6 protein-coding genes are annotated in these 23,720 nt (G+C 68.8%); all 6 read left to right on the top strand.

Annotation, left to right across the window (positions count from 1 at the left end):
- The first annotated feature begins 168 nt into the window (after positions 1–168).
- The 6 genes from HU760_RS09385 to HU760_RS09360 are packed head-to-tail and all read left to right on the top strand — an operon-like array spanning position 169 to position 23,690.
- Positions 169–1,155, top strand: a complete 987-nt coding sequence (locus HU760_RS09385; protein ID WP_186674708.1) for a TauD/TfdA family dioxygenase — start codon at positions 169–171, stop codon at positions 1,153–1,155.
- On the top strand, positions 1,152–10,076 hold the full coding sequence (locus HU760_RS09380) for a non-ribosomal peptide synthetase (RefSeq protein ID WP_186674709.1): 8,925 nt from the start codon (positions 1,152–1,154) through the stop codon (positions 10,074–10,076). Before HU760_RS09385 ends, HU760_RS09380 begins: the two co-directional genes overlap by 4 nt.
- Before the next feature lie 8 nt (positions 10,077–10,084).
- Entirely contained in the window at positions 10,085–13,189 is a 3,105-nt protein-coding gene (locus HU760_RS09375) for a non-ribosomal peptide synthetase (protein ID WP_186674710.1), read from the top strand.
- Between the two features lie 4 nt (positions 13,190–13,193).
- Positions 13,194–17,963 (top strand): non-ribosomal peptide synthetase, encoded by a 4,770-nt coding sequence (locus HU760_RS09370; RefSeq protein WP_186674711.1) that lies wholly within the window; start codon positions 13,194–13,196, stop codon positions 17,961–17,963.
- A 3-nt stretch (positions 17,964–17,966) separates the two neighbouring features.
- Positions 17,967–19,019, top strand: coding sequence for a TauD/TfdA family dioxygenase (locus HU760_RS09365; protein WP_186674712.1), 1,053 nt, complete (start codon positions 17,967–17,969; stop codon positions 19,017–19,019).
- A gap of 51 nt (positions 19,020–19,070) precedes the next feature.
- On the top strand, positions 19,071–23,690 hold the full coding sequence (locus tag HU760_RS09360; protein WP_186674713.1) for a non-ribosomal peptide synthetase: 4,620 nt from the start codon (positions 19,071–19,073) through the stop codon (positions 23,688–23,690).
- The last annotated feature ends 30 nt before the right edge of the window (positions 23,691–23,720 follow it).

Raw genomic sequence — 23,720 nt, 5'->3', positions numbered from 1 at the left:
AATCCCGGCTGCCCGCAGGAAGGCTGCAGTCGAGGCGCTCACATACAATGTGAATGCTAATAAATTGCATTAACACTTACCATATCTTTCGTATATATTCCGCCGGGGCCCCGTGGGAGACCAGGGATGGCCTTTTGCTGTGACTACCACGATAAAAAGGAGCAACTCATGGGACGAGGTGTCGGGCCGGGCAATGGCCTGTCGGTGCAAGCACTTTTGCCAGACAGCGGCCTGCCGCTGCTGGTCGAGCCGGCACAACCCGGTGCGGGGAACTTCGCGGCGCTGCATGCGCTGGCCAACGACTGCCTGCACGAAAGCGGCGCCCTGCTGCTGCGGGGGTTCGGGGTGCTGGGCGAACAGGCGTTCCAGGTGCTGGTGCGCAGCTTCGGTCACCCGCTGCTCAATTACGAATTCGGTTCCACCCCGCGCAAGGCGATCGAACAGGGGGTGTACACCTCCACCGAATACCCCGCGCACCAGGTCATCCCGTTGCACAACGAGCAGTCCTACACCCTGCAGTGGCCAATGAAGATCTGGTTCCACTGCGTACAGCCCAGCGCTGAAGGTGGGGAAACCCCGATCGCCGACAGCCGACGCATCTTCCAGCAGCTCGACCCTGCCCTGCGCCAGCGCTTCGAAAGCAAACGCCTGATGTACGTACGCAACTACGGCAACGGTCTCGACCTGCCCTGGGAGCAGGCCTTCAACAGCGCAGACCGCACTGTGGCCGAGGCCTACTGCCGGGCCAACCAGATTGCCTTCGAGTGGAAGGACGACGGTGAACTGCGTACCCGCCAGGTCTGCCAGGCCAGCGCTCGCCACCCGGTCACACAGGACTGGGTGTGGTTCAACCAGGCGCATCTGTTCCACGTGTCCAACCTGCCACCTGCCGTGCGGGAAAGCCTGCTGGCCGTGGTCGACGACCCGCTCGACCTGCCGCGCAACGTCTATTACGGCGACGGCAGCGAACTGGAAGAAAGCGCGCTGGCGGAGATCCGTGGCGTGCTCGAGCAGTGCACCGTGCGCTTCCCCTGGCAGCAGGGCGACGTGCTGATGCTCGACAACATGCTGGTGGCCCATGGCCGCGCCAGTTTCAAAGGGCCACGGCAAGTGATGGTGGCCATGGCCGAACCCGCCCAGGAGTGCCGCCGATGACCACTTCCCAGTCGTTGCGTCAGGCCAGCGCCGGCCAGCAGGCGCTGTGGCAGTACCATCAGCTCAACCCGGCCAGCCCGGCCTACAACATGGTCGCCGCACGCGAGTTGCGCGCCGACCTCGACCCGGCCACGCTGTGCCAGGCTTTTGCCCGGGTCGTCAGGCACTTCGAGACCCTGCACTGCGGCTACCGTGAGCAGGACGGCACATTGTGGATGTACCGGCCGGAGCACATCCAGGTACACACCCACGTCGAGCGTATCGACGCCCTGGACAGCGCCGGCGTCGCCGCCTGGATCGCGCAACACGCCGACCAGCCGTTCGACCTGGCGGCGGCGAGCATCTGCCGGCTTGACCTGCTGCAAAGCCAGGGCCGCCTGTACCTGTGCATGGCGGCCCACCATATCAGCGGGGATTTCCTCAGCGTCGAATGGATGCTCAAGCTGACCTTCGCCGCCTACCATGCAGCGCTCAGCGGCGAGGCTCTGGAATTGCCTCCGGCCGGCCTGTATTTCGACTGGCTGGACGAACAGCGCACGCTGCTGGCCGAGGACAAGCTCGAGGCGGCAGCCAGCTACTGGCGCAATCAGCTCAGCGGTAGCCCGACGGCATTGGCGCTGCCCGCCGACCGACCCCGTCCACGCACGCCCGGCTTCGCCGGTGAAGAAGTCGAGCACCTGCTCGAACCGGCCCTCGGCAGCCAGTTGCGCCAGCTCGCCGAGGCCCAGGGCGTCAGCCTGTACGTCGTGCTGGCCACGCTGTTCCAGATGTTCATGCACCGTTACACCGGCCAGGATGACTTCCTCATCGGTACGCCGACCATGGACAGGCACAGGGCGCGCTACAAGCAGCTGATCGGTTTCACCCTCAACAGCCTGCCGCTGCGCGCCCGCTTCACCCATGCGCCAAGCCTGGCCGACTGCCTGCGCGACACCGCCCAGCAAATGCGCGAGGGCCTGCGCCATCGCCGCTACCCGGCAGCGCGCCTGCAGCAGGAGGTCGGCGCTCCGCTGTTCCAGTGCATGATGACCTACATGCCCAGCCAGCGTGACGACGCCTTCGCCGAGTACACCGTGCGCGAGCACCTGTTCACCCAGCGTGGCGCCGCCAACGAACTCAACCTGCGCTGGCAGGACGACGGCGTGCAACTGCTGGCGCAGTGGCGCTATCGCAGCGACCTGTTCGACGCCGCACGTATCGCCCGCCTGGCCGAGGATTTCGCCTGGTTCGCCGGCATCGCCATGGCGCAGGTCGACACGCCTGTCCACCAATTGCCGGCCACACCGCCGGCCAACTGCGCGCACCGCGCCGGGGCCAGCCAGCCGCCCGCCTTCGCCACGGCCCTGGCCGCCTTCGAGCACCAGGTGCAGGCGCATGGCCAGCGCATCGCCCTGCGCGACGCCGACGGCAGCCTGAGCTACAGCGAACTGGACCAGGCCGCCAGCGCCCTGGCCGCACGCCTGGTCGAAGCCGGTGCCGCTGCCGGGCACATCATCGCCATCGCCCTGCCGCGCAGCCGCGCGCTGATCACGGCGATGCTGGCCAGCTGGAAGCTCGGCGCCGCCTACCTGTGCCTGGACCCCGCCCTGCCTGCCCAGCGCCAGCGTCAGTTGCTCGCCAACAGCGGCGCCAGCGTACTGATCGACCCCACGCACACCCTTCATGGCCTGACCCCGGCGGTAAGCCAGGCGCACACTGCCAGTCATCCGCAGCAGCTGGCGTACCTGATCTACACCTCCGGCTCTACCGGTACGCCCAAGGCCGTGCGGGTGACCCAAGGCAACCTGGCGAATTATGCCCAAGCCGTGCTCAAGCCGCTGGCCCTGAGCCCCGAGGCCAGCCTGACGGCACTGGCCAGTGTCGCCGCAGACCTGGGCTACACCGCCTGGTTCGGCGCGCTGCTCAGCGGCCGCACCCTGCACTTGCTCAGTGATGAACTGGCCAGCGCCCCGGAAGAACTCGCCCAGTATCTGGCAGCCAACCCGGTCGACTGCCTGAAGATCGTGCCCTCGCACCTGGCTGCCCTGCTCGCCGTGGCCGAGCCACAACGCCTGCTGCCCCGCCAGTGCCTGGTGCTCGGTGGCGAAGGCCTGGACCTGGCACTGGTCAAGCGCCTGCAGCAGCTTGCCCCAAGTTGCCGCATCGTCAACCACTATGGCCCCACCGAAACCACCGTTGGCTGCCTGACCCACGCCGTGCACGACCAAGCCCCGAGCCTTTCCGGTTTCGCCCCGGTCGGCCAGCCGCTGGACAACGTGCAGGTGCACGTGCTCGATGCGCACCTTACGCCACTGCCGCTGGGCAGCATCGGTGAGCTGTATATCGGCGGGGCCGGGGTCGCCGACGGCTACCTCGGCCAGCCCGGCCTGACTGCCCGGCAATTCGTGCCCGACCCATTCGCCGGCAATGGCCAGCGCCTGTACCGCAGCGGCGACCGCGTACGCATGTTGGCCAGCGGCGCCATCGAGTTCCTGGGGCGGCTCGACGACCAGGTCAAGATCCGCGGCTTCCGGGTCGAGCCGGGCGAGGTCGAAGCCTGCCTGCGCGCCTGCAGCGGTGTGCGCGAAGCAGCCGTGCTGGCGCGCGCCCTGACTGAAGGCGAAGCGCCACGGCTGGTTGCCTACCTGGTGGCCGAACCCGGGCTGGACCGGGCGCAGTTGCGCCAGCAACTGGCCGAGCGCCTGCCCGAGCCACTGCTACCGAGCGTTTATGTTGAACTCAAGGAGCTGCCGCGCCTGGGCAACGGCAAGGTCGACCGGCACAGCCTGCCCCTGCCGGCGCCCGAGCCAGCCCCTGCGCAGGCGCACACTGCCCCGCGCGACCCGGTCGAGGCGCTGCTGCTGACACTCTGGTGCGAGGTGCTGGGCAAACCGGCGCTGTCGATCCATGACGACTTCTTCGCCCTGGGCGGCGACTCGATCATGGCCCTGCAAGTGATCGCCAAGGCGCGCAAGCAACAGCTCAAGTTCAGCCCCCGGCATTTCTTTGCTCACCCCACCATTGCCCGCCTCGCAGCCACCCTGGATTCACCGCTGAAAGCCCTGGAAGCCCTGTTGCTGGGCGTCTGGCGCGAAGTGCTGGAGCGCCCCGAACTCACTCGCCAGGACGACTTCTTCAGCGTTGGCGGCGACTCGATCATCGCCCTGCAGGTGATCGCCAAGGCGCGCAAGCTGGGCTTGAAGTTCAGCCCCAAAGAGCTGTTCGCCCAACCGCGGGTCGACGCCCTGGCCCTGCTGCTCGCCCAGCGCCAAGCGGCCCAGCCCACACCTGTGGCAGCGCCTTCGGCAATGCCAGCCATCCCCTCGGTGTCGCTGAGCGCCGAACAGCGCCAACCGTTGCAAGCGCTGCTCGGTACCCCGCTGGAGGACGCCTACCCGCTCTCGCCGCTGCAGAAAGGCCTGCTGTTCCACACCCTGCTGGAAGGTGCCAACGGCGTCTACGTCAACCAGCTGCAGGCCGAGCTACAAGGCCCGCTGGACGCCGAGCGCTACCTCGCCGCCTGGCACGCCACCTTCGCCGCCCATCCGCTGATGCGCACGGCGATCCTCTGGCAAGGCCTGGACGAGCCGGTGCAAGGCGTGTGCAGTGACCTCACCCTGCCGGTGCAACGCCTGGACTGGCGCGCGCTGGACCCGAGCCAACGCCAGCAGGCCCTGGACGCCTATTGCCAGGCCGACCGTGCCCAAGGCTTCGACCCTCAGCGCCCACCGCTGCAGCGGCTGGCGCTGATCCACCTCGATGCGCAGCACAGCTGGCTGATCTGGAGCCGTCATCACCTGATCGCCGACGGCTGGAGCTCGGTGATGCTGATGGAGGAGATTCTCGCCCGCTACCACGGCCTCGCCGTGCCGTCGCGCCCCCCCTACCGCGACTACATCGCCTGGCTCGCCGCGCAACCGCACTCGCACAGCCTGCAATACTGGCAGCAATACCTGGCGCAGTTCGAGGGCGCTGGCAGCCTGCCAGCGCTGCACCCGGCCGAACCCGGCGGCAAACCGCGCTACCACAGCCGCAGCCTGCGCCTGAGTGAAGCCCACAGCAGCCGCCTGAACGCCCTCGGCAAAGCCTGCCGAGTCACCCTCAACACCCTCATGCAAGCCGCCTGGGGGTTGTTGCTGGCACGCGCCAACAACCACACCGAGGTGATGTTCGGCGTCACCAGCAGTGGCCGCCCGGATGCCTTGGCCGATGCCGGGCAGATGCTTGGCGTGTTCATCAATACCCTGCCGCTGCGCCTGCGCATCGACCCCGGTATGGCCCTGGGCGACTACCTGCAGCAGGTGCAGGCCATCAGCGTGGCCATGCGCGAACACGAGCAGACGCCGCTGGCGCAGATCCTCCAGCAGCACCCTCGCGGGGCCGGGCTGTTCGACACCCTGCTGGTGTTCCAGAACCTGCCTGCGCTCAGCGAACGCCAGTTGCAGGCTGGCGAGCTGACCTTCAAGGTCCTCGACAACCTCGAACAGACCAGTTACGGCCTGACCGTCGAAGTGCTGCCCGGGCGCTGCCTGGAAGTGCTGTTCAGCGCCGATGCCCAGCGCCTTCCCGCTGCCGCACTGGCGCGCCTGAGCGACGACCTGCTGAACCTGCTGCAGGGGCTGGACAGCGCGCCGGACACCCGCCTCGAACAGCTCACCACACTCAGCCCGGCCCAGCATCGGCGCCTGCTCGACTGGGGCCTCAACCCGGCGGACTACGACTTCGAGCAAAGCTGGGAAGCACGGGTGGCGGCCCAGGTCGCCGCGCACCCCGAACGCATCGTCGCACGCTGCGCCGAGCAATCGCTCACCTATGCCGAGCTGTGGCAGCAGTCCGAACGCCTGGCGCGTGGCCTGCAAGCCCTGGGTGCCCAGCCCGACCAGCCAGTGGCCTTGTTGGCCGAGCGCGGCATCGAATGGTTCTGCCTGATGGTGGCGACCCTGCGCGCCGGTTGTGGCTGGTTGCCGCTGGAGCCCTCGCAGCCGCCGGCGCGCTGGCAGCAGGTGCTGGCACGCCTGGAGCAGCCGCTGGTGGTTTGCAGCCAGGCCTGTGCCGAGCCCTTGGCCAGTGTTTACCAGGGCCGCCGTGCGTTGCCGTCGGAGCTGCTGCAGATGAGCGCCAGCGGCAGGCTGCCGCAGCAGCCGGCACGCCCGCAGCAGCTGGCCTACGTGCTGTTCACCTCCGGCTCCACCGGCCAGCCCAAAGGGGTGATGGTGCCGCGCGCCGGCATGCTCAACAACATGCTGGCCAAGGTGCAGCCGTTGGGCCTGAACGCCGACGACGTGATCGCCCAGACTGCCCCGGCGTGCTTCGACATCTCGGTCTGGCAGACTCTCACCGCACCGCTGTTCGGCGCCTGTGTCGAGATTATCGGCGATGCGCTGGTGGGCGATCCGCAGGCCCTGCTGGCGCTGCTGCGCGAGCGCCGCGTGAGCCTGTTCGAACCGGTACCGGCACTGCTCCAGGCGCTGCTCGAAAACCTTGACGGCCAGCCAGCGGCGCTGCCGCATCTGCGCTGGGTCATACCGACCGGCGAAGCACTGCCGGTCGCCACCGCGCAATTGTGGTTCCGCCACTACCCGCACATCCCGCTGATGAATGCCTACGGCCCGGCCGAATGCTCCGATGACGTGGCCTTCCAGCCGCTGTACCAGGCCCCGGGGCCAGACGCCACCGTGGCCATCGGCCGGCCCACCGCCAATGCCGAGCTGTATGTACTGGGCCACGACCTGCAACCGGTCGCCGCCGGGGTGGTCGGCGAACTGGCCATCGGCGGCATCGGGGTCAGCCGCGGCTACCTGGCCGACCCGGCGCGCACCGCCGCCAGCTTCATCCCCAACCCGTTCGGCACCCCGGGCAGCCGCCTGTACCTCAGCGGCGACCTGGCCCGTTGGGACGCCGACGGTGTGCTGCAGTACCTGGGGCGCAAGGACTTCCAGCTCAAGTTGCGCGGGTTCCGCATCGAGCCTGGCGAGATCGAGGCGCACCTGGAGCGCCACCCGGACGTACTGCGGGCCATGGTCAGCCTGCAGACGCTCGGTGGCAGCGAACTGCTGGTGGGCTACTGGCAGGGGCGCAGCGGCCATCGGCTGAACGACGCCCAGCTGGCCCAGCACGTGCGCGACAGCCTGCCGGCGTACATGGTGCCCTCGCTGTGGGTGGCGATGGACAGCTGGCCGACCAACGCCAACGGCAAGGTCGACCGCAAGGCCCTGCCCTTGCCAACATTGCAGCACGCCGAGGTCGAGCCCCTGGTCAGCGCCAACGAGCAGTTGCTCGGCGAGCTGTGGGCCGCCCTGCTGCCTGAGCAACCGCTGGGCCGCAACAGCCACTTCTTCGAAGCCGGCGGGCATTCGCTGCTGGCCACCCGCCTGATCGCCCGCCTGCGCCAGCGCTGTGCCGTGGAACTGCCGCTGCGCAGCGTGTTCGAGGCGCCGCTGCTGTGGCAGCTGGCCGAGCGCCTCGACGCCCTGGCCGCCATGCCGACCGCGGGCTCGGCGCGCCCGGCGTTGCTGCCGGTAGCGCGCCGGGCGCACATGCCGGTGTCGCTGAGCCAGCAACGGCTGTGGCTGGTCGACCGCCTGCACGGCCCCTCGGCGTCCTACAACATGGCCGCCAGCCTGAGCTTGCGCGGGCCGCTGGACCTGGCGGCCCTGCGTGCCACCTTCAATGCCCTGCTCGCCCGCCATGAAGTGCTGCGCAGCGCCTACCACGACATCGACGGCGAACCGATCATGCGGATCGCCGAACAGCTCGAACTGGAGGTCAGCCTGCGTGACCTCGCCTCGCTGGATGAGGCCCAGCGCCAGCAAGTGGCCGAACAGGAAAGCCTGGACAACCTGCGCCTGCCGTTCGACCTGCGCCAGGCGCCGCTGATCCGGGCGCGGGTGCTCAAGCTCGGCGAGCACCAGCACCTGCTGTTGCTGGCACTGCACCATATGGTCGCCGACGGCTGGTCGGTGGGCGTACTGGTCAATGAATTCAGCCAGCTCTACGCAAGCCTGCGCGAAGGGCGACCGGCAGCGCTGCCCGCGCTGCCCGTGCAATACGCCGACTACGCGGCCTGGCAGCACCAGTACCTGCAGGGCGCAGTACTGCAGCGCGAGGTCAGCTTCTGGCAGCACCAGCTGCAAGGCGCGCCCCAGGTACTGGCCTTGCCCTGCGACTGGCCACGGCCGGCCCAGGCCGATGCCCGAGGCGCCGCCAGGGCGCTGGAGATTCCCGCGCCACTGCTGGCGCGCCTGGAAGCGCTGGCCCTGGCCGAAGGCGTGAGCCTGTACATGCTGCTGCTGGCCAGCTTCGAGCTGTTGCTGCACAGCATCACCGGTGCCGACGACCTGTTGCTGGGCACCGACGTGGCCGGCCGCGAGCACGCCCAGCTCGATGGCCTGATCGGCTTCTTCGTCAACGTCCTGCCGCTGCGCTCGCGGCGCCTGGCCGGCGAAACGTTGCGCGAGTTCCTCGGCCGCACCCGTGACACCTGCGTGCAGGCCCTGGAACACCAGGCGCTGCCGTTCGACCGCATCGTCGAGGCGTTGCAAGTGCCGCGCGAGCGCAGTCGCAACCCCCTGGTGCAGGCGCTGTTCGTGCTGCAGAACACACCGTCGGGCGATTTCTCCATCCCTGGCCTGGAGGTGCGCATGCAGCCTGCGGCCGAGCGCACCAGCAAGTTCGACATGGCGCTGTTCCTCGAACGCCACGGCGACGTCATGCGCGGCGACTGGGTATACGCCCGCGCCCTGTTCAAGGGCGAGCGCATCGACGCGCTGATCGGCGCCTGGCTGAACCTGCTGCAGCAAGTGGTGGAGCAACCGCACGCCACCCTTGCCCATTTCACCGTCACGCTGCCCTTCGTGGAGACACCGGCCTTGGCAAAATCCGCCCCCTCGTCCAGCAAGCTCGACAAACTGAAAAAACTCCCGGCCCGGGCCACTGCACCCCGGCCACTGATTCGTACCTCGCCGCTGCAAACGGGCCGCGCCTTCCCGCTGGTGATCGAACCGCTGGCCGCCGACCTCGACCCGGTGGGCTGGGCGCAAAGCTCGCGGGACCTGATCGACACCCTGCTGTGCCAGCATGGTGGCCTGTTGTTCCGCGGCTTCGCCCTGGACGACGCGAAGGCCTTCGAAGCCTTTGCCGAAGCCATTCACCCCGGCCTGTTCGGCGGTTACGGCGACCTGCCGAAAAAGGAAGGCGGGCGCAACATCTACCGCTCCACGCCTTACCCGGAACGGGAAATGATCCTGTTCCACAACGAGAGTTCGCACTTGCCCCGCGCGCCGCGCAAGCAGTGGTTCTACTGCGAACAACCGTCGCCGGTCGGTGGTGCCACGCCGATCGTCGATTGCCGCGAGCTGTACCGGCAACTGCCGGCCGAGCTGGCCGAGGCCTTCGAACGCAAAGGGCTGCTGTATGTGCGCACCTTCACCGAGCGGCTGGACGTCAACTGGCGGGCATTCTTCAAGACCGACAGCCGCGACGAGGTCGAGGCCTTGTGCCGGGCCAGCCATACCGAATTCCGCTGGCTGGCCAATGACGAGCTGCAAACGCGGACCCGCTGCCCGGCGGTGATCCGCCACCCACTGAGCGGCGAACGCAGCTTCTTCAACCAACTGCAGCTGCACCACAGCTTCTGCCTGGACGCCCAGGTGCGCGAAGACCTGCTGAAGATGGTCGGTGCCGAACGCATGCCGCGCCAGGTGTATTTCGGCGACGGCAGCCCGATCGACGACGCCAGCATGGCCCTGATCGGCCGCCTCTACGAAGCCTGCGCCGTGCGCTTCGACTGGCAGCGCGGCGATGTGGTGATGCTCGACAACCTGATCGCCGCCCACGCCCGCGACCCGTACGAAGGCCCACGCAAGATCGCCGTCGCCATGGGCGACATGCATGAACCGGCCCGGCTGGCCGCCCGACACAACGCAACGGAACTGCAGGACTGAAGCACACGATGAACGATGCCATGGAATTGAACCACGACCTGCCACTGAGCGCCGAACAGGCCCTGGCCGTACAGCTCGGCCGCGCGCCCCTGCACCTGGGGCTGAACCTGGCCGGGCCGCTGCAGGCAAGCCGCCTGCACGAAGCCTTGCTGCAGGTTATCCAGCGCCACACCAGCCTGCGCGTGGCCTTGCGCCCTTCGACGCTGTATCGCAGCCTGCGCCAGAGCACGGTCCCGGCCAGCCTCGACTGGCACCCGCTGGGCGCTGAACAGCACGCCGATGCCCAGGCCCTTGCCGCCCAGCCGCAGGCCGTCGAACAAGGCTGCCTGGTGCGCGCCATCCTGCGCGCGCAGGGCGCCGAACAGTGGCGCCTGGACCTGTATGTCGCCGCTTGTGCCGCAGACCGGCTGAGCCTGCAGAACCTGCTGGGCGAACTGGCAGCGCTGTACGCCCAGCCCGATGCGGCCCTGGAGGAACCGTTCCAGTACAGCCAGTACGTGGAATGGCGCAACGACCTCGACGCCGACGAAGAAGCCCCTGCCGGGCGCGCCTACTGGGCCGGCCTGGGCCTGGAGACGCTGGCGCCGGTTCGCCTGGGCGGCCTGCGCGAGCCCGCTCCGCAGGCGCCAGGCAACGCCGTCCAGCAGGCCCTGCCCGACGCCCTGCAAGCGCAGCTGGAACACCTGGCGCAACGCAGCGAGCAAAGCGTGGGGACCGTGCTGCAGGCGGCCTGGTGGGCGCTGCTGGCACGCATCGGCGGTGACGCCAGGTTCATCGGCGGCTGGCAACAGGACTGCCGCTTCGAGTACGAAGCCCTGGCCAACGGCATCGGCGTCTACGAAAAAATCCTGCCCCTGGCCTTGGCGCCGCAGCTCGATCAGCCCTTCGGCACCTGGCTGCAGCAACTGGCCGAACAGCTCGACGGCCACGCCCAGCAGCAGGAGTACTGGCACGTCAACGACCCTGCGCACACCCTGCAGCGCACGGTCGGCTTCACCTTGGTGCGCGACACCGCACCCTTCGCCAGCGGCGGCCTGCACTGGTCGGTCGATGCCCTGCCCGGCGCCGATGTGGGCTTCGCCCTGGCACTGCAAGCCACCCTCGACGCGCAGGAGCGGGTACTGGCCCTGAGCGTGCAGTCGCCTACCGCGCACTATGCCGAGGCCGACTTGCGCTGCCTGCTGGAGCAATACCTGCACCTGCTGCAGGCACTGGTCGAACAACCATCCCAGCGTGCCCTTCTCGAACTGCCGCTGAGCCCGCCGGCGCACCAGGCCTTGCAGCAACGCCTGCGCGGCCCGCAGCGCGACTTCGGTACCCGCCCGCTGATCGAGCGCCTGGCCCACTGGGCACAGCTCACCCCGAATGCAGCGGCGTTGCAGGATGGCGCGCTCAGCCTCAACTACGGCCAGTTGCATGGCCAGGTCGAACACCTGGCCGCCGTGCTGCAGGCGCGCGGCATCGGTCGCGGTGCGGCCGTCGCGTTACTGCTGCCGCGCTCGGCGCAACTGCTGCTGGCCCTGCTCGCCGTAATGCGCGCAGGCGCCGCCTATGTGCCGCTGGACCCGGCCTGGCCGGCGGCGCGCCAGCAGCGGATCCTGGCCGACGCCCAGCCGCAGCTGGTGATCGGCGGCGCGCAGGGCATCCCCTTCGCCGAATTGCTCGAAGCCCCTGCTGGCACTGTCACCACCGGCGCCATTGCCCTGGATGATGCCGCCTACCTGCTTTACACCTCGGGCACCAGCGGCGAGCCCAAGGGAGTCGTGATCGAACATGGCCAACTGCTCAACTACACCGCCGCAGTCAGCGAGGCGCTGAGCCTGGCGCAATGCAAGCGCTTCGCCTTGATCTCCTCGGTGGCCGCCGACCTGGGCAATACCACCCTGTATGCCGCGCTGTGGACCGGCGGTTGCCTGGTGCTGGCCGACGACCAGGCCAGCCGGGATGCCAGCGCATTCGCCCGCTTCCTCGAAGACGGGCAGATCGACTGCCTGAAAATCGTGCCGTCGCACCTGGCAGCGCTGCTCGACGGCCAGCCAGCCATCGCCCTGCCGCAGGTGCTGGTGCTCGGCGGCGAAGCCTGCCCTGCGGCCTTGCGCCAGCGCATCGGCCAACTGGCCCCGGCCAGCCGCGTGCACAACCATTACGGCCCCACCGAAACCACGGTCGGCGTCCTCTACAGCCTCGATCAAACGCCCGACCCGCGCAGCCCGTTGCCCCTGGAACAGGCCTTGGCCAACACCTGGGTGCGCCTGCTGCAGGACTCCCCGGCCGGCCTGCAACCAGCGCCGATCGGCGCCCTGGGCGAGCTGTACATCGGCGGCGCGCAGGTCTGCCGCGGCTACATGAACCGGGCCTCCGACGCATTCATCGACGACCCGCTGCAACCCGGCCAGCGCCTGTACCGCAGCGGTGACCTGGCGCGCCTTTCGGCCAACGGCCAGGTGTACCTGGCCGGGCGCGTCGACCAGCAGATCAAGATTCGCGGCTTCCGCGTGGAGCCAGGCGAGCTGGAAGCCGCACTGCTGGCCCTGGAAGGGGTCAGCCAGGCCGTGGTGCAGTATCGCGACGGCAAGTTGCTGGCGCATGCCGTCAGCCAGCGTGACAGCGCCGCGCTGCTGGCCGAACTGCGTGACCGCTTGCCGGATTACCTGATTCCCGCGCAACTGCTGAGCCTGGCCGAACTACCGCGCCTGGCCAACGGCAAGGTCGACTTCGCCGCACTGCCGAGTACCGATAGCCAGGCCAGCGAACAGGTCGAGGTGCCGCCGCGCGATGCGCTCGAGGCGCTGCTGGCCGACCTTTACCAGGAGCTGCTCGAACGCCCGCGCGTGAGCATCAGCGACAGCCTGTTCGACCTGGGCGGCCATTCGCTGATCGTCATCAAGCTGTGCACCCGCCTGCGCAGCCTGCTGCAACTGGAGGTGGCGCCCGCGCTGGTGTTCGACCACCCGAGCGTGGCGGCGTTGGGCGAAGCCCTGCGCGCGCGCGAAAGCCAGCCCGGCCAACTGCTGAAAATTGCCAAACTGCGCCGCCAGCTTGCGGCGATGTCACCCGAGGAGCGTGCCGCCCTGCAGGCCCGCGCCCAGTCCGCCACTGTGCCACGGAGCTGAAGCCATGCAACTCGATCCCCAGCAACTGGCCGAGCGTATCGCCAGGCTCGCCCCGGAAAAACGCCAGGCCTTCGCCAGCGCCCTGGCCGCGCAAGGCTTCGCCCTCAGCCGCCTGCCCATCGTCGCGACCGGCGAGCCGGGCCCGCACCCGCTGTCGTGGGCACAGCAGCGCTTGTGGTTCCTGCACCGCCTGGACCCGGCCAGCAGCGCCTATAACATGCCCGCCGCCCTGCGCCTGCGCGGCAACCTGGACAGCGCGGCGCTGCAACGCAGTTTCGACCAGCTGATCGCCCGCCATGCGATCCTGCGCACCACCTTCGACGAGGCCAACGGCCAGGCACGCCAGACCGTGCATGACCAACTGCCGATGCCGCTGGCCCAGGTAGACTTGTCCTCGCTGCCCGGCGAACAGCGCAGCGCGCGCCTGCAGCAGCTGATCGACAGCGAGAGCAACCGCCCCTTCGACCTGCGCCAGGCGCCGCTGCGCGGCCTGCTGGCGCGGCTCGCTGCCGACGAGCACGTGCTGGTCCTCACCGCCCAGCACATCGTCGCCGACGGTTGGTCGCTGGGCATCCTGGTCAAGGAACTCTCCGCCCTCTACGGCGCCGCCGTGCAAGGCCACGACAGCGACCTGCCGGCCCTACCGATCCAGTACCACGACTATGCCATCTGGCAACAGACCGCTCTGGCAGACAACGCCCTGGCAACTGAACTGGCGTACTGGCGCGAGCAGTTGGGCGACCAACAGCCGACCTTGCAACTGCCCAGCGACCACCCACGCCCGCGCCAGCCCAGCGGGCGTGGCAGCCGCCACACGTTACGCATCGAGGCGCCGCTGTGCCAGGCCCTGCGCGACCTGGCCCAGACCCGTGGCACAACGCTGTTCAGCGTGCTGCTGGGTGCGTTCAACGTGCTGCTGTATCGCCTCAGCGGGCAGACCGACCTGCGTGTCGGCGTGCCGGTGGCCAACCGCAGCCGGGTCGAGACCGAAGGGCTGATCGGTTGCTTCATCAACACCCTGGTGCTGCGTTGCCAGCTCGACGGCCAGCTGCGCTTCGACAGCTTGCTCGACAACCTCGAACAGACCCGCCGCCAGGCCCTGGCCCACCAGCAGCTGCCATTCGAGCGCCTGGTCCAGGCCCTGGAGCCCGAGCGCCAGTTGCAGCATTCGCCGCTGTTCCAGGTGATGTTCAACCTGCTTGACGGCACCACCCCGCGTCGCCTGCAACTGCCCGGCCTGGTTGTCGACGAGATCGAGCGCGAGCAGATCAGTGCGCAGTTCGACCTGGTGCTCACCGTGGTCGAGCGCAGCGACGCACTGGAACTGACCCTGACCGGCAATGCCGACCTGTTCGAACCCGCCACCCTTGCCGACCACGGCCGCAGCTATGCCACCCTGCTGGGCAGCCTGGCGCAGGCGCCGGCAACGCGCATCGCGCAACTGCCGCTGTACAACGACGCGCAACAGCAGCGCCTGCTCGCCGACTGCCAGGCTTCGATGGACCTCGGCCCGCTGCCGGAGCTGGTACATGTGCGCCTGGCTGCGCAAGCGGCCAGGCAGCCCCAGCGCATCGCGCTGATCCACGACGACAGCAGCTGGAGCTATGCCACCCTGCAGCAGCGCGCCGCGCTGATCAGCCGCCACTTGCTGGCCCTGGGCCTGCCCGCCGAAGCGCGCATCGGCCTGTGCCTGCCGCGTGGCCTGGACATCATTGCCGCAGTGTTCGGCACGCTCGGTGCCGGGCTGGCCTTCGTGCCCCTGGACCCGCAGTTCCCCAACGAACGCCTGGCGCACATGATCGACGACGCCGACATCTGCCTGGTGCTGGTGGCCCCGGACACCGCGCCCTGCATGGCGGCGTACCAGCGCCCGTGCCTGGACGTCACCACCCTGGACGCCGACGCAGCGGCGCTGGCCGGGGTGCCGAGCACGCGCCCGGTACAGCGCGAACAACTGGCCTATGTCATCTATACCTCCGGCTCCACCGGCAAGCCCAAGGGCGTGGCAGTCACCCACCGCTCGCTGGCCGGCTACACCGAAGTGGCGCGCGCCTATTACGGCGTCGACGCCGACGACCGCGTATTGCAGTTCTCGACGTTCAACTTCGATGGCTTTGTCGACCAGCTGTTCCCCCCGCTGGTGTGCGGCGCGGCGCTGGTGGTGCGCGGCCCGGAGCTGTGGGACAGCCACGAGTTCCATGCCCGTCTCTACCGGCACCGCATCACCGTCGCCGCCTGCCTGACCACCGCCTACTGGTTCCAGCTGGCCCAGGACTTCGCCCGCCAGCCGCACGCCGCCTATGGCGCGTTGCGCCTGGTCAGCGTGGGCGGTGAAGCGATGCCCAGCGCCGGCCTCGCGGCCTGGCGCCAGGCCGGCCTGGGCGCCGTGCGCCTGCTCAACATCTATGGCCCGACGGAAATCACCGTGGTCTCCAGCATCCAGGACTGCACCGCGCTGCTGGCCCGCGAGCCGCTGCCGCTGCAATTGCCAATCGGTGCGCCGTTGCGTGGGCGCGCCTATTACCTGCTCGACCGCGATGACAACCTGGCAGCGCCCGGCGTCCCTGGCGAACTGTGCATCGGCGGCGAGCTGCTTGCCCGCGGCTACCACGACGTGCCCGGCCTGACCGCCGAGCGCTTCTGCCCCGACCCCTACGGCCCGCCCGGCAGCCGCCTGTACCGCACCGGCGACCTGGCCCGGCGCTTGCCTGACGGCAGCTACGAGTACCTGGGCCGGATCGACCAGCAGGTCAAGCTGCGCGGTTTCCGCATCGAGCTCAGCGAGATCGAATCGCACCTGCGCAGCCACCCCCAGGTTCGCCAGGCGCTGACGCTGGTGCGCGAGGACCGCCCGGACGATCGCCGCCTGGTGGCCTATCTGGTGTTCCACGATCACCCCGTAGATACCAGCGAACTGCGCCAGCACCTGGCCGCGCAGCTGCCGGACTACATGATCCCCGCGGCGTTCGTCAGCCTGGCACAGATGCCCATGACCCCGGGCGGCAAGCTCGACCGCGCCGCCCTGCCGGTGCCGGACTACAGCGCCCAGGGCAGCAACCAGCGCGCCGCGCAGAGCGAGCGCGAGCATCAGTTGCTGGCCCTGTGGCAGGAAGTGCTGGGCGAGCAGGCGATCGCCATGGACGACAACTTCTTCGCCATCGGCGGCCACTCGCTGCTGGCCGCACAGCTGGTGGCACGCATCCGCCAGACGCTGAAACTGGAACTGCCCCTGCGCAGCCTGTTCGAGGCGCCGACCATCGGCCAACTGGCCATCCTGCTGGACAACGCCAGTGCCGACCGCCAGGCAGCCATCGGCGTCGCCGCGCTGCCGAGCGATGGCCGTCGCGTGCTGTCCCATGCCCAGCAGGGCATGTGGCTGGTGCAGGCGTTGCAACCGGGCAGCGCGGCCTACCATATCCCCAGCGCCGCACGCCTGCTCGGGCACCTCGACCTGGCCGCCTTGCGCCAGGCATTCCAGGCGCTCACCCAGCGCCACGAGGCCCTGCGCAGCAGCTTTCACGAAGACGACGGCACGCTGCATGTCAAGGTGCAGGACAACCTGGAGCTGCCGCTGGACTGGCACGATCTCGGCCTGTTGCCGGAAGCCGAGCGAGAGGCCAGCGCCCGGCGCCTGCTGGTGGAGCTGGCGACACGCCCGATCGACCTGCGCCAGGCACCGCTGCTGCGCCTGCACCTGGTGCGCCTGGACGATGAGCAGCACCTGCTGTTGCTGGTGATGCACCACATCGTCTCCGATGGCTGGTCGATGGGTGTGCTGGTGCGTGAACTCGGCCAGCTCTACAGCGCTACCGTGCATGGCACCCGCGTGGCGCTGCCCGCACTGCCGGTGCAGTACAGCGACTATGCCGCCTGGCAGCGCCAGCAGCTCGACGCCGCGACCTGCCAGCGCCACCTGGACTACTGGCGCCAGGCCCTGGGCGAGCCGCTGGCGCCGCTCGAACTGTTTAGCTACCGGCCACGCCCCGAGGTGCTCGGCGGCCAGGGCGCACGGCTGTCGTTCCAGATCGATGCGGCCCCTGCCCAGGCCCTCAGGCTGCTGTGCCTGAGCCATGGCGCCACCTTGTTCATGGGTTTGCTGGGCGTGCTGCAACTGAACCTGTACCTGCACAGCGAGCGTACCCAGGCGGTGATCGGTACCGACGTGGCCAACCGCGAACGCCGCGAAACCGAGGGCCTGGTGGGCTTCTTCATCAACCAGCTGGCGCTGCGCGGCGATGTCGGCGGCAACCCCAGCTTCAATGCCCTGCTGCAACGCGTGCGGCCACAGGTGCTGGAAGCCTTCAGCCACCAGGCCTTGCCTTTCAGCAGCCTGGTCGAAGCACTCAACCCTGCCCGCAGCCTGGCCTACAACCCGCTGTTCCAGGCCAAGCTGGTGCTGCAGAACCAACCCGACAGCAACCTGGAACTGCCGGGCCTGAGGGTGCTGCCCGAACGCATCGAGCATGGCCAGTCGCAGCTGGACCTGCACCTGAGCGTGGAAGAGCACCCGGCCGGCCTGGCCTGCACCCTGAAATACAACACCGACCTGCTCGATGGGCACGCTGCCGAGGCCTTCGCCACGGCCTTCACGCGCCTGCTCGAACAGGTAGTGATGGCCCCCGAGCTGCCGGTGGAAGCGCTGGTCCAGCCGCTGCGCACGCAGCTGCAGGAACAACGCATGCAGCACCTGAACGCGCGTAGCGAACAGAGCCTGGCCCGCCTGGGCGGCAGCCGTCGCCGCAGCCGCATCACCATCGACTCTATGGAGGGATAACACATGAACGGCCCCGCGATCGCCAAGCTGGGCGGCATGCGCCGCAAACCAATCCGTGTGGACGAGGATTCCCTGGTCCGCTTCACACCGCTCAACCCGGGCAGCGGCTACACTGCCGTGTGCGAACCGGCCGGCCCCGGCATCAGCCTGGTGGCCTGGGCCGAGGCCAACCGCGAGCTGATCGAGCGCAAGTTGCTCGAGCATGGTGCGCTGCTGTTCCGCGGCTTCCCGGTGGACAGCGCCCAGGCCTTCGACGACTGCATCAGCGCGTTGTCCGGCGGCGCGCTGGAGTACAAGTTCCGCGCCTCGCCGCGCACCCAGGTGGACCCGCGCCTGAACATCTACACCTCCACCGACTACCCCAAGGACCAGCGAATCTTCCCGCACAACGAGCATTCCTACTCGCCGGTGTTCCCGCTGAAGATCTTCCTCTGGTGCGACATCGCCCCGCTGGCGCGCGGCGAAACGCCGATCGGCGACACCCGGGCGATCACCCGCGCCATCGACCCCGAGGTGCGCGAGCGCTTCGCCCGCCTGGGCATCATGTACGTGCGCAACTACGGCGATGGTTTTGGCCTGCCCTGGCAGACCGTGTTCCAGACCGACGACCGTGCCCAGGTCGATGCCTATTGCGCCAGCGTCGGCATCCAGACCGAATGGAAGGCCGACGGCCGCCTGCGCACCCGCCAGGTCGGCCCGGCGCTGGTACGCCACCCGCGCAGCGGCGAGACACTGTGGTTCAACCACGCCACGTTCTTCCACGTCAGCACGCTGCCGCCCAGCGTGCGCGACGCACTGGAGGCCGACTTTGCCGATGACGACCTGCCGCAGAACACCTTCTATGGCGACGGCAGCCCGATCGAGCCGCAGGTGCTGGAACACCTGCGTGGCATCTACCTGCAGCACATGACCGAGTTTCCCTGGCGCCACGGCGACGTGCTGCTGCTGGACAACATGCTCTCGGTGCATGCCCGCAACGAATACGACAGCCCACGACGCATCCTGGTGTCGATGGCCGAGGCCCTGAACAGCACGGAGGTGGCGCTCAAGCCCTGACGCGCGCGCCTGGTTCACGGTTTCCCTGCCCACCATTCAAGGTTCTCATACATGTCCAGCATCGCCATCGAGGGCTTCCGCCCTGCCCTGCAACAAAATGCCCACTGGTCCCGTGCCAACGGGCGCGACGACGCCCTGTACCTGACCTTCGCCGTCCCTGACGGCATTGACCTTGCGCGCTTGCGCAGCAGCCTGGCGCAGGTGCTGGCGCAGCACGAGATCCTGCGCACGCGGCTGCTGGCCAGCCCCGGCATGCAACAGCCGGTACAGGTCATCGCCGAACAGCTGCACATCGACTGGCGCGAAATCGCCGACCAGCCGCAGCAGGCGGCGTTGCACGGTTTGCTGAAAGAAGCATTGGGCCAGGCCAGCCTGGCAGTGGCGGTAATCCGCACGACACCGCTGCGGGCCTGCCTGGCGGTGCCGGCCGTCAACGCCGACTACACCACGTTGCAACTGCTGCTCGACGCCTGGCAGGCGGCGTACCAGGGCCAGCCGACAGACGAGCAAGCGGTGCAGTTCGCCGACTTCGCCGAGTGGCAATTCGAGCACCTGGGCAGCAGCGACAGCGATGCCGGGCGCGCCTTCTGGCAGCGCCAGCAAGCTGCCGACCAGTACCTGACCCTGCACCCGTTCCAACGCGCCGAGGTAACCGCGTCGGCGCAGCCAGCCTGCCTTGCGCACACCCCGGACGCCGCCTTCCAGGACCTGATCGGCAGCGCCCTGGCCGGCCTCGATGCCACGCCGCAGGCGTTGTTCGGCTACTGCTGGGCGCTGCTGCTCAAGCGCCACCTGGGGCAGCCTCAGGTGCTGCTGGGCTGGGCCGACGATGGCCGCAACAGCGCCACGGAGGGCGCCTTCGGGCCCTATGCCAAGCGCCTGCCGCTGCGCCTGGAGCCGGACGACCAGGCCACCCTGGACAACGCCCTGCCGGCCTTCGCGCAATTGCTGGAACAGGCTCGCACCTGGCAGGAAGAGTGGCCGGCCCAGGCCCAGGACACGCCCTTCGGCTTCCGCCTGCGCCGGCCACTGGCCTCGGCCTGGCCGGTACTGGCGCTGCACGGTGAAGCCTGCGCCCACAGCCTGCTGCTGGAAGTGCTCGAGCAGCCCGAGGGCTTCAGCTTCCAGCTGCACTACGATGCCGCCCGCCTGGACGCCGACGCGGCCGGGCTGTTGCTCGACCAGTTGCTCACCCTGTGCCGGCAGGCCAGCGCTGCCAGCCAGCAGGCGCTGGGCGAGGCTTCGGGCATCAGTGACGCTCACCAGGCCTGGCTGGCGGCATTGAACCACACCGAGGTGCAGCAGCCAGCGCCGACCCTGCTGCACCAGTTGTTCGAGCAACAGGTCGCGGCCCGGCCAGACGCCATCGCGGTCAGCCACGGCGAGGCACAACTTACCTATCAGGCGCTGGAGGCCCGGGCCAACCAGCTGGCGCACCAGCTGCGCCAGGCAGGCCTGGTACCCGGCCAGGCCGTCGGCCTGTTCATCGGCCGCAGCCTGGAGGCAATCGTCGGCATCCTCGGCATCCTCAAGGCCGGTGGCGCCTACCTGCCGCTGGACCCGAGCTACCCGGCCGAGCGCCTCAGCGACATGCTCGAACAGACCCGCGCCACGCTGCTGCTCAGCCTGAGCAGCCTGCAGAGCCGCCTGCCCCAGGGCGACTACCGCACCTTGTGGCTCGACCGCCTGGCCGCGCACGAGTTGCCCACCCAGCGCCCGGCCCCAGTGACCGACGGCGACAGCCTGGCCTACCTGATCTTCACCTCCGGCTCTACCGGCCGCCCCAAGGGCGTGATGGTGTCGCACCGCAACGCCGTGCATTCCACCTCGGCGCGCCTGCTCGCCTACCCGGAGCCGCTGCAGGCCTTCCTGCTGGTCTCGGGGCTGGCATTCGACAGTTCGGTGGCCGGGCTGTTCTGGACCCTGGCCCAGGGTGGGCAGCTGTGCCTGCCGCAGGATGACCAGGTGCAGGACGCCCTGGCCCTGGGCCGGCTGATCGCCGCCCGGCAGATCAGCCACACGCTGATGCTGCCTTCGCTGTACGCGCAGGTGCTGGAACAGGGCGCCGAGCACCTGGGCAGCCTGCGTTGCGCCATCGTCGCCGGCGAAGCTTGCCCGGCCAGCCTGGCCCGCCGGCATAAGCAGCAGTGCGCGCAGGCGCAGCTGTACAACGAGTACGGCCCGACCGAGGGCACCGTGTGGTGCAGCTATTACCGTGCCCGTGGCGACGAGCACGGCGTGCTGCCGATCGGCAAGGCGATCGCCAACATGCAGGTGCAGGTGCTCGACAGCTACCTGCGCCCGGTGGCTGCCGGGGTGATTGGCGAGATCTACCTCAGCGGCGCCGGCATTACCCAGGGTTACCTGGGCCGTCCGGACCTCACTGCCGAACGCTTCCTGCACAACCCGCTGAACCCTGGCGCTGGCCTGCTGTACCGCAGCGGCGACCTCGCCCGGGTCAACGCCCAGGGCGACATCGAGTTCCTCGGCCGCCTCGACGACCAGGTCAAGATTCGCGGTTTCCGTATCGAGCTGGGCGAGATCGAAGCACGCCTGCTCAGCCACCCCGGGGTGCGCGAGGCGGCGGTAGTCGCACGCGCCAACGATGCCGGCGACACGGAGCTGGTCGCCTATGTGGTCGCCCGCGATGCCTGCCCCGGCGCCAGCGCCCTGCAGGCGCACCTGGCCCTGCACATGCCCGAGCACATGGTGCCGAACACCTACGTGATGCTCGGCGCCTTGCCGCTGACCCCGAACGGCAAGCTCGACCGCAAGGCCCTGCCGGCACCGGTGCGTGAGCGCCGGGCCAGCTACCGCGCACCGCGCAACGAGCACGAAGCCTCGCTGGCGGCGCTGTGGGCCGAGGTACTGGGGGTCGCGCAGGTGGGCCTGGACGACAACTTCTTCGAACTCGGTGGCCACTCGCTGACCGCCACCCGGCTGGTCTCGCGCCTGCGCAGCAGCCTGGGCATCGAGGTGCCGGTGCGGGCGCTGTTCCAGCATTCCACCCTGGGCGCGTTCGCCGAGCAGGCCTTGCCCAAGGCCGCAGCATCGACGCTGCCAGCGATCAGTGCACAGCAGCGCCAGGCGCCTTTACGCCTGTCCTTTGCCCAGGAGCGCCTGTGGCTGTTCGACCGCCTGCATCCTGGCAGCACCACCTACAACGTCCCCGAGGCGGTACGCCTGCGCGGCGCACTCGACCTGCCGGCACTGGAGCGCAGCTTCAGCGTGCTGCTGCAGCGTCACGAAAGCCTGCGCACCACCTTCGTCCTCGACGGTGACGTGCCGCTGCAGCAGGTGCAACCCGCCGAACCCTTCACCCTGGGCCTGATCGACCTGAGCCGTTTGCCTGGCCCACAGCGCGACCTGCGCCTGCAGCAGGAACTCAAGGCCAAGGCGACCCACCGCTTCGATCTTGAACAGGGGCCGCTGCTGTGCGCCGGCCTGATACGCCTGGCCGCCGACGAGCATGTGCTGTGGCTGACCCTGCACCATATCGTTTTCGATGGCTGGTCGATGCGCGTATTCACCCGCGAACTGGTCGCGCTGTACAGCGCCTTCAGCAGCGGCCAACCCTCGCCACTGGCCGAACCGCAGCTGCAATATGCCGACTTCGCCCAATGGCAGCGCCAGGAGCTGACCCCGACGGTACTCAAGCCGCAGCTGGACTTCTGGCTGCGCCACCTGGGCCAGGACCGCAGCCTGCTGCAGTTGCCGTGCATGCTGCCGCGCCCGGCCCTGCCCAGCCATCGCGGCGCCGAGCATAGCTTCGTGCTCGGCCCGCAGCTGACCCAGGCCCTGCACGCCTACAGCCGCGAACAGGGCTGCACGCTGTTCATGACCTTGTTGGCGGCGTTCAACGTATTGCTGGCTGGCCACAGCCGGCAGTCGGCAATTCGCATTGGCATCCCCATCGCCAACCGCCATCACCAGGCGCTGGAGGGGCTGGTGGGCTTCTTCGTCAACACCCTGGCGCTGCGCACCGACCTCTCGGGCAATCCGCATTTCGACAGCGTGCTGCACCAGGTGCGCGACAACTTGCTGCATGCCCATGCCAACCAGGACCTGCCGTTCGAGCAGTTGCTGCAGGCCCTGCCAGGCGCCCAGCAGCACGCCGTGCCGCTGATCCAGGTGATGTTCGACCTGCACCAGGAACGCAACCTGCGCTCTTCGGCGTTCGGCAACCTGAGCATCGAACCGTTGCAGCAAGAGCACGGCAAGTGCAGCACCTTGTTCGACCTGATGCTGGATGTCAGTGAACGCGAAGAGGGGCTGATCGCGACCTTCACCTATGCCACCGACCTGTTCCTGCCGGCCAGCATCGAGGCCTTGGGCGAAGACCTGCGGGCCCTGCTCGAAGCCCTGCCCGGGCAGCCGGCGGCTTCGTTCGAGAACCTGGTACAGCGCCTGCAGCCACTGCCTCGGGCCCAGGACGGGCAGCGACCCGCAGCCCGCGAACAGCTGGCGGCATTGTTGTGCGAGGTGCTGGAGCTAGCGACGCTGGATGAACAGGCACAGTTCTTCGAGGTGGGCGGCAGTTCGCTCAAGGCTGTGCTGCTGTGCGCGCGAGTACAGCAGATGTGGGGCACCCAGGTACCCGCCAGCCTGGTGTTCCTCAACCCGCAACTGGGTGACTTGCTGAATGTGCTGAGCCGCTACAGCCACGTCTGACGAGCAACTGCGGGGCACTGTCCCCCGCTG

This window comes from Pseudomonas oryzicola, assembly GCF_014269185.2.
GTDB lineage: Bacteria > Pseudomonadota > Gammaproteobacteria > Pseudomonadales > Pseudomonadaceae > Aquipseudomonas > Aquipseudomonas oryzicola.
The sequence above is the reverse complement of the archived record's forward strand: the minus strand, read 5'-3'. Positions and strand labels throughout refer to the sequence as shown.